Below are 8,929 nucleotides of genomic sequence, written 5' to 3' on the forward strand. Positions count from 1 at the left end.
CGACGCCGGAGCCGTCGCGGCGCCCGGTGGCGGGCGGGAGGTCCACGGGCGCGCCCGAGGCGGCGGCGGCCCGGGCCGGCCCGGGACCGGCCCAGGCGAGGACCAGCGCGTCCTCGCCCCGCAGGAAGCGGTGGCAACGCACGCCGCCCGTGGCGCGCCCCTTGCCGGGGTACTCGCTGAACGGGGTGACCTTGACGGTGCCGACGTCGGTGCCGGGCAGCGCGGTGGAGGATCCGGCGACCGTGACGACCACCGGCTCGTGGCCCTCCAGGCCGGGCGGGCCGTCGGGGTCGAACGCCGTGAAGTGCACGACGTGGGCGCCGGCGCCGAGTTTGATACCGGCGACGCCGCCGCCGGCACGCCCCTGCGGCCGGACCGCGTCGGCCGGGAAGTGCAGCAGCTGGGCGTCGGAGGTGGTGAAGCAGAGCTCCTCGCGGCCGGTGGCCAGCTCGACGGCCCCGACCACCTCGTCGCCGTCGGCGAGGCGGACGACCTCCCAGTCGTCGCGGTTCGGCACCTCGGGGTTGACCCGCTTCACGACGCCCTGACGGGTGCCGAGAGCCAGGCCCGGCCCGTCCTCGCGCAGCGCGGTGAGGCACAGGACGCGCTCCCCGCCCTCGAGGGCCACGAACTCGCTGACGGGGTGGCCGCCCGCCAGGTGGGGGTCGTTGGCGGTGTCGGGCAGCGACGGCAGGTCGAGCACTCCGAGCCGCAGCACGCGCCCGGCGCTCGTCACCACGCCGATCTCGCCGCGCGCCGTGGTCCGCACCGCGGAGACCACGACGTCGTGCTGCACCCGGGCGCCGGGCTCGGCGCTCGTGCTGGCCGGCTCCGCCGTACGGGTGCGGGCGAGCAGCCCGGTGGAGGACAGGAGCACGAAGCACGGGTCGTCGGCGACCTCGAGCGGCACCGCCGCCGTGGCCGGCAGCGACGCCGACTCCAGCAGGACGGTACGGCGGGGGGTGCCGTGCTCGCGGGCCACGGCGGCCAGCTCGTCGGAGACGACGGCCCGCAGGCGGCGCTCGTCGGCGAGGATCGCGTCGAGCTCCTCGATGGTGCGGCGCAGCTCCTCGGACTCCTTCTCCAGCTCCAGCTTGCTGAAGCGGGTCAGGCGGCGCAGCTGCATCTCGAGGATGTACTGCGCCTGGGCCTCGGAGAGGTCGAAGACCGTCATGAGGCGCTCGCGCGCCGCGCCGGCGTCGTCGCTGGTGCGGATGACCTGGATGACCTCGTCGATGTCGACGAGCGCGAGCAGGAGGCCCTCGACGAGGTGCAGCCGGTCGGCCGCCTTGCCGCGGCGGAAGGTCGAGCGGCGCCGCACCACGTCGTACCGGTGGGCGAGGAAGACCTCGAGCATCTCCTTCAGCCCCAGGGTGCGGGGCTGCCCGTCGACGAGGGCGACGGCGTTGATGCCGAACGAGTCCTCCATCGGCGTCTGCTTGTAGAGCTGCTCCAGCAGCGCCTCGGGGTGGAAGCCGTTCTTCACCTCGATGACGAGGTGGAGCCCCTTCTCCCGGTCGGTGAGGTCCTTGATGTCGGCGATGCCCTGCAGCTTCTTGCCCTGCACCAGCGTCTTGATCCGCTCGACGACCTTCTCGGTGCCGACGCCGTAGGGCAGCTCGGTGACGATGATGCCCTTGCGGCGTCCGATGGTCTCGATGCGGGCGGTGGCGCGCATCTTGAAGGAGCCGCGGCCCGTCTCGTAGGCGTCGCGGATGCCCGCGAGCCCGACGATCTTGCCGCCGGTCGGCAGGTCGGGGCCCGGCATGAAGCGCATGATCGCCTCGACGTCGGCCTCGGGGTGCTCGATGAGGTGACGCAGCGCCGCGACCGTCTCGCCGAGGTTGTGCGGCGCGCAGTTGGTCGCCATGCCGACCGCGATGCCGGTGGTGCCGTTGACGACGAGGCTCGGGATGGCCGCCGGCAGCACGACCGGCTCCAGCTCGCGGGAGTCGTAGTTCGGGCGGAAGTCGACCGTCTCCTCCTCGATGGAGTCGGTCATCGCCACCGCGGCGGGCGCCATGCGGCACTCGGTGTAGCGCATCGCGGCGGGCGGGTCGTCGGGCGAGCCGAAGTTGCCGTGCCCGTCGATCATCGGCAGCCGCACCGCCCAGGGCTGGGCCTGGCGCACGAGGGCGTCGTAGATCGCGCCGTCGCCGTGCGGGTGCAGGCGGCCCATCACCTCGCCCACGACGCGGGCCGACTTCACGTGCCCGCGGTCGGGGCGCAGGCCCATGTCGTTCATCGTGTGCAGGATGCGGCGCTGCACCGGCTTGAGGCCGTCGCGGGCGTCCGGCAGGGCGCGCGAGTAGATGACCGAGTAGGCGTACTCCAGGAAGGAGGTGCGCATCTCGTCGGAGACGTCGATGTCGAGGATGTGCTCCTCGACGTCGTCGGCGGGCGGGGGTGGCGTGCGTCGTGCCATGGGCGCATTGTCGCCGCCCGGGTCCCGGGCGCCGCGCCCGGCTCGCCGTCCGGGGCCGCCGTCGTCGGGCCGACGCCCGGTCGGCGCACCTCGCGGACCGCCCGGGACCCGCACGCGGGCGGGTGCGCAGGCGATAGGTTGGACCCCGTGACCGCGACCGCCGACGACGGGGTGCCCGAGGCCCCCGAGGTGCCCGAGCCGCCCCGCCACTGGGAGGCCGACGTCCTGCTGCGGGACGGGCGCACGGCGCACATCCGGCCGATCGGCCCCGGCGACGCCGAGCTGCTCGTCGACTTCTACGCGCGGGTCTCCGACGAGAGCAAGTACTACCGGTTCTTCACCCCCATGCCGCGGCTCTCCGAGCGCGACGTGCTGCGCTTCACCAACGTCGACCACGTGCGCCGCGTCGCCTTCGTACTCACCGTCGGCGGCGACATGATCGCCGTGGGCCGCTACGACGCCTACCAGGACGCGAAGGCCGAGGTCGCCTTCCTGGTGCAGGACGCCCACCAGGGCCGCGGCATCGCCCAGGTGCTGCTCGAGCACCTCGCGCAGGCCGGCCGCGAGCGCGGCATCCAGGTCTTCACCGCCGACGTGCTGCCCGACAACCGCCGCATGATCCAGACCTTCCAGGACGCGGGCTACCACGTCGCCTCCGGCTTCGAGGACGGCGTCGTCACCCTCGAGTTCGACATCGACCCGACCGAGACCGCCATCGGCGTCATGCAGCAGCGCGAGCACCGGGCCGAGTCCGCGTCCATCGAGGCGTTCTTCGACGCCCGCTCGGTCGCGATCATCGGCGCCAGCCGCCGCCAGGAGACCGTGGGCCGCACGCTGGTGCGCAACCTCGTCACCGGCGACTACACGGGCCGGGTGTACGTCGTGAACCCCTCGACCGAGGCGGTGGCCGGGCTGCCGTCGTACGCCTCGGTCGCCGACATCCCCGGCGACGTGGACGTCGCGATCGTGGCGGTCCCGGCCGAGGCCGTGCAGGACGTGGTGCTCGACTGCGCCGCCAAGGGCGTGCACGGCCTCATCGTCATCTCCTCGGGCTTCGCCGAGACGGGTGAGGAAGGGCGCCAGCGCCAGCGCCGGCTGGTCGGCCTGGCCCGCAGCTACGGCCTGCGCCTCATCGGGCCCAACTGCCTGGGCATCATCAACACCGACCCGTCGCGCCAGCTCAACGCGTCGCTGTCGACGGTCATGCCGCCCCGCGGCCGCGCCGGCTTCTTCTGCCAGTCGGGCGCGCTGGGCTCGGCCATCCTCGAGAAGGTGCAGAACCGCGGCCTGGGCCTGTCGACCTTCGTGTCGGCGGGCAACCGCGCCGACGTCTCGGGCAACGACCTCCTGCAGTACTGGGAGGAGGACGAGTCCACCGAGGTCGTCCTGCTCTACCTGGAGTCCATCGGCAACCCGCGCAAGTTCTCGCGCATCACGCGGAGGGTCTCGCGCCGCAAGCCCATCGTGGCGGTGCGCTCGGGCCGCAACACCCAGGGCGTGCCCATGGGCCACGCGGTGCGCACCATCGGCGCGCCGCCGGAGGCGGTCGACGCGATGTTCGCGCAGTCCGGCGTGATCCAGGTCGACACGCTCGACGAGATGTTCGACGTCGCGCAGCTGCTCGCCCACCAGCCGCTGCCCCGCGGGCGCCGCGTCGCCGTCGTCGGCAACTCCGACGCCCTCGGGCTCCTCGCGACCGACGCCGCCGTCTCGGTCGGCCTCGTGGTCAACAAGTCGGTGCAGCTGGGCGCCGACGCCGGTGCGGAGGACTTCGAGGACGCGCTCGACGCCGCCATCGACGACCCGGACGTCGACGCGGTCGTCGCGGTCTACATCCCCCCGCTCGACGTCTCGGGCGAGGACGTCGCGAACGTGCTGGCGGCGGTGGGGGAGCAGTCCGACAAGCCCCTGGTCACCACCTTCCTCGGCTCCGAGGGCATCCCCGAGCTGCTGCGCGTGCCCGACGTCGCCGGCGCGACCGCCGGTCGCGGCTCCGTGCCGTCGTACCCGGCCGTGGAGGCCGCGGTGCGCGCCCTGGCCCGGGTCGTCGGCTACTCCGTGTGGCTCGGCAAGCAGGGCGCCGAGGAGGAGGACGACGAGGTCGACCCCACCGAGGCGAAGCGGTTCGTCAACGAGCTGCTGCTGCGCCACCCCGACGGGCACGTGCTCCAGACGGACGAGCTCGTGCAGCTGCTGGCCAGCTACGGCGTCGAGCTGTGGCCGGCCGTGCCCGTGACCACCTGCGAGGAGGCGGTCGCCGCCGGCGAGCGGCTCGGCTGGGGCGTGGTGCTCAAGGCCACGGCCGAGCGGCTGCGCGAGCGTCCCGACCAGGCACACGTGTGGCGCAACATCGACGACGAGCGCGAGATGACCGACGCCTGGGAGTTCCTCGGCGGCGTCATCACCGACCCGGCCTCCGCCGGCTTCGTCGTGCAGAAGGTCGCGCGGCCCGGCGTGCCGGTCTCCATCGGCTCGGTCGAGGACCCGCTCTTCGGGCCCGTCATCTCCTTCGGCGTCTCCGGGCCGCTGACCGAGCTGCTGGGCGACCGCGTCTACCGGATCCCGCCGCTGAGCAGGGTCGACGCCGCCGAGATGGTGCGCGAGATCAAGGCCGCGCCACTGCTGTTCGGCTACCGCGGCGGCGACGTGGCCGACGTCGGCGACGTCGAGCGACTGGTGCGCCGGGTCGCCCAGCTGCAGAACGACATCCCCCAGGTGCGGATGCTCGACCTCTCCCTGGTGCTCGCCGGGGCGGAGGGCGCGACCGTGCTCAACGCGGCCGCGCGCGTCGAGCCGGTCGCCGACGCCCGCTCCGACTGGTTCGTGCGCCGCCTCAACGCGATGGTGGGGGACACGCTGCCGGAGTGAGGGCCCCCGCCCGCGCGTGCCACACTTCGGTCCATGCAGAGCCGCTCCGCCCGCCCGACCGACCGCACCGCCGAGCTCCGGACCGCGATCGAGCGCACCGGGTACTACCCCGAGGTGGTCGTCGACGGCGTCCAGGGGGCCGTCGGCGGCGAGGAGGTGCTCGCCTACTACGTGCACCACGAGCCGACGATCGAGCGCGACGAGGTGCGCCGCCACATCACCGTGGCCGTGCTGACGCCGTCGCGGCTCATCCAGGTGCACACCGACGAGCACGCGGGCGACCAGCTGCTGCCGCAGCCCTACACGTCCACGTCGTCCGAGGCCGTGGCCCTCTCGGCCGTCCGCTCCGTCGTCGTCACCCGCATGACGACCAACCCCACCAAGGGCCCGAGCCTGCCGGCCGAGGCCGTGCTCACCATCGGCTGGGGCGGCGTGAGCCGCATCGAGCTCATGCCCGCCGCCTGCGACGACCCGGACTGCGACGCCGACCACGGCTACACCGGCGAGCTGCTGGGCGACGACTTCTCGCTGCGGGTCTCGTCGGCCGCCGACGGCAAGGACGCGGTGCTGGGCCTGCTGGCCTTCGCCGACGCGCTGTCGGCGCTCACCCGGCCGGCCTGACCCCGTGGCCGACGTGCTCGTCCCCCCGGCGTACGGCGCGCGCTCGCTCGGCGACGTCGTGCCCGCCGTGGCCCACGCGCTGGGCCGGGGCGACGTCGTCGGCCCCGCCCCGAGCGACCTCGTGCTGCCGGACGCACCGGCGTACGTCGTGCTGCTCATCGACGGGCTGGGCGCCAACCTGCTGGCGCGGCACGCCCGCGACGCCCCGTTCCTCTCCGCGCTCGCGTCGGGGGCGGAGGCGGCCACCGCCGGGGTGCCGTCGACGACCGCGACGAGCCTGACCTCGCTCGGCACCGGGCTGACCCCGGGCGCCCACGGGCTCGTCGGGTTCACCTCGCGGGTGCCCGGCACCGACCGGCTGCTGCAGGCCCTCGCCTGGGACGACCGGGTCGACCCGTTGCAGTGGCAGCCGCACGACACGCTCTTCCAGCGCCTCGCGGCCGCCGGGGTCGCGGTGACGAGCGTCGCGAAGGCGGCCTTCGAAGGCTCGGGCCTCACCCGTGCCGCGCACCGCGGCGCGAGGTACGTCGGGGTGGACCGGGTGCGCGACCGCGTCGCGGCGGTGCAGGAGGCGACCCGCCGCCGGCCCTCGCTCACCTACGTCTACGAGTCCGAGCTCGACGCGACGGGCCACCAGCACGGCGTCGCCTCCGCCGCCTGGCTGCAGGAGCTGGCGATGGTCGACGCCGACGCGGAGCGACTGCGCGGCGCCCTGCCGCCCGAGGTGCGCATGGTGGTCGTGGCCGACCACGGCATGGTCGACACGCGGCCAGAGGCGCGCGTCGACGTGGACGCGCACCCCGAGCTGCTCGAGGGCGTGTGGCTCCTCGGCGGGGAGGCCCGCCTGCGCCACCTCTACTGCGCGACCCGGTCGGTCCCCGACGTCCTCGCCGCCTGGCGCGGCACGCTGGGGGAGCGGGCGCTGGTGCTCGAGCGCGAGGACGCCATCGGGCGGGGCTGGTTCGGCGCCACCGCCGATGCGGTGCGTCCCCGGCTCGGCGACGTGGTGGTCGCCTGCACCGGGGACACCGCCGTCGTGTCCACGCGGCGGTTCGGGTACGAGGCCGAGCTCGTCGGCCTGCACGGGTCGCTGACCCCCGACGAGATGCTCATCCCGGTCCTCGTCGCCTGACGCCTGAAGCCGGGTACGACGTCAGTCGCGGACCGCGGCGACCACCTGCAGGTCGGCGTCGAGCGTGACGTCCCAGTCCTGGCCCTGCACGTCGACGACCTCCACCTCGAAGGCCTCACCGGCGTCGTCGCTGCGGTCGACGTCGACCGCCGTGCCGCCCTCGACGGCCGCCTCGGCGGCGGTGACGACGCGGGTGCGCTCCTCCTCGGCGATCGGGGCGTCGTCACCGACCCCGGCCGCAGAGCCGGCCCCGTCGGTGCCCGCCGCGCCGGGGGCGTCCGTCGTACCGGCGCCGGTCGTGTCGTCGCGGTCGCCCCGGTCGTCGTCGCTGTGGTCCTCGTCACGGTCCGCCGCGGTGGTGAGGACCGAGAAGTCCTCGTCGAGCACGACGTCCCAGCGCGCGCCGTCCGCGTCGACGACCTCGAGCTCGTAGACGCGGACGCCGCTCTCGTCGGTCTCGTCGTCGACGTCCACGTCGAGCACGCGGCCGCCGCCGACCTCCTCGAGCGCCACCTCCTCGGCGCTGGTGCGCTGGCTGTCCGACAGGGTGTCGTCGTCGCCGGCGACGGCGGCCCAGGTGAGGCCGCCGGCCCCGACCAGGGCGATCGCGGCGATGGTGGGGACGACGACGCGCTTCGTGCGGACGGTGTCGCGGATGCTCATGGTGGTGCCTTCCTCTCGGTGTCCCGCACGCCGCTGCGGCGGCGGGCCGGGTCGTGTGCCCGGTGGTGGCACCACCGTCGCCCGGGGCCGCTGAAGCCTTGCTGAACGCTCCTGAAGGCGCGTTCAGGAGGCGGGGGAGTAGTGCGTGGAGTTGCAACAGGGGGTGCGCACGATGGGGCCGCTCGAGCTGAGCAGGGCACGCCACCCTCGAATCCAACGTCTGGTTCCAGCCTGTGTGGATGGCGGCGGAGCCGGACACCTGTGGGTCGATCCCGCCGCGCGGTCGGGCGGCGACTGCGCCCGCGTCGGACTGCTCATCGCCTGGCGGGGCGCCAAGCGAGGCGGCTCATGGTGGGGTTCTGAGCATGGCTCGTGAACAGCCCGCCCGCGCGCGGCGGCTCCCCGCGGCGGACGCTTGGCTGGATGCACCGGGCGTGCCGGAGGCCCCTCGACGCAAGCGGAAGCCGCCCCTCGACCTGTCGTGGGTCAGCGCGTCAACAGCGTGCCAAACTCGAGCGTGATGGCGGCAGCTGTCTTCAACGAACCGGTCGGTCGTGGCCTGAGGCGATGCCCCTTGTCGGGTCACAGACGCCGCCCCGAGTCGTCGTATCGTCCGTACCACCACTCGCCGCTGTGGAACCTTGCGGGCGCCCGGCGCTGCCGCTCCCAGGAGTCCAGGTCCTCAGAAGGAAACAGCTCCTCGAGTTCGTCGTACAACTGATCTCGCAGACCCGTCGGAAGGGGTTGTCCGCACCACGGGCAGAAGAAGATGTATTGCACGACTGAGAACGCGCCCTCGGCCGGGCTGGGGCATCCGGGACGTGCGCACCGGTCGGGGGGTCCGAGCCGGCTGCGGTGCGCGTCGGGGCCTCGTCGACGGCGGGTGCGATGGTGTTCACCCGACATATATTGACAGACGTCGAATCAGTGCGACAGGGTTCGTTGCATCGACGACCGTCTAACCAGCGTTCGTCCTATCTATGGGCCGATCAACGGCCGTCCGCCGCACCTATGGAGGGCACGGATGAGTGGGGGGCAGACCATCTCGACGTCGCGCACCGATGAGGAGGGAGCTGGTGCGGAGGAGCTGCGGGAGACCGTGCGGGCTCGGTACGCCGAGGCGGCACGGTCGTCGCAGTCTGCTGCGGGCTGCTGCGGGCCGAACCCCGTGCTGCTGTCGGAGACGGACCTGTACCGGGACAACGAGCGTGACGGCGTGA

General features: G+C 73.7%; 6 protein-coding genes. 4 read left to right on the forward strand and 2 right to left on the reverse strand.

From position 1 onward, the window contains the following. Window positions 1–2,425: DNA topoisomerase IV subunit A (locus KK617_RS18025; protein ID WP_277501572.1), on the reverse strand; the 2,425-nt coding region annotated here is incomplete at its 3' end. Between the two features lie 147 nt (window positions 2,426–2,572). On the opposite strand from KK617_RS18025, the gene KK617_RS18030 reads away from it, so the two are divergent. Genes KK617_RS18030 through KK617_RS18040 form a run of 3 tightly spaced genes read left to right on the forward strand, consistent with a single transcriptional unit; the run spans window position 2,573 to window position 7,046 of the window. Continuing rightward, window positions 2,573–5,293 carry a bifunctional GNAT family N-acetyltransferase/acetate--CoA ligase family protein gene (locus KK617_RS18030; protein ID WP_277501573.1) on the forward strand — a complete coding sequence of 907 codons (2,721 nt, stop codon included), beginning with the start codon at window positions 2,573–2,575 and terminating at the stop codon, window positions 5,291–5,293. A 33-nt stretch (window positions 5,294–5,326) separates the two neighbouring features. Further along, the gene (locus KK617_RS18035; protein WP_277501574.1) at window positions 5,327–5,914 is read left to right on the forward strand and encodes a DUF5998 family protein; all 588 of its coding nucleotides are present in this window, start codon (window positions 5,327–5,329) and stop codon (window positions 5,912–5,914) included. A 4-nt stretch (window positions 5,915–5,918) separates the two neighbouring features. After that, window positions 5,919–7,046, forward strand: a complete 1,128-nt coding sequence (locus tag KK617_RS18040; protein ID WP_277501575.1) for a nucleotide pyrophosphatase/phosphodiesterase family protein — start codon at window positions 5,919–5,921, stop codon at window positions 7,044–7,046. 21 nt (window positions 7,047–7,067) lie between these two features. Here KK617_RS18040 and KK617_RS18045 read toward each other — a convergent pair whose 3' ends face one another. After that, a complete protein-coding gene (locus KK617_RS18045) occupies window positions 7,068–7,709 on the reverse strand; it encodes a PepSY domain-containing protein (protein ID WP_277501576.1) in 642 nt (213 codons plus the stop codon). 1,024 nt (window positions 7,710–8,733) lie between these two features. Here KK617_RS18045 and KK617_RS18050 point away from each other — a divergent pair. Next, window positions 8,734–8,929, forward strand: a 196-nt coding sequence (locus tag KK617_RS18050; protein WP_277501577.1) for a hypothetical protein, incomplete at its 3' end; no start/stop codon positions are given.

It is taken from the genome of Nocardioides sp. ChNu-99 (assembly GCF_029493445.1).
GTDB lineage: Bacteria > Actinomycetota > Actinomycetes > Propionibacteriales > Nocardioidaceae > Nocardioides.

What these genes read in the sequence shown, in the direction of transcription:
- KK617_RS18045 (WP_277501576.1), bottom strand. Translation starts at nt 7,709, where the DNA reads ATGAGCATCCGCGACACCGTCCGCACGAAGCGCGTCGTCGTCCCCACC.
- KK617_RS18035 (WP_277501574.1), top strand. Translation starts at nt 5,327, where the DNA reads ATGCAGAGCCGCTCCGCCCGCCCGACCGACCGCACCGCCGAGCTCCGG.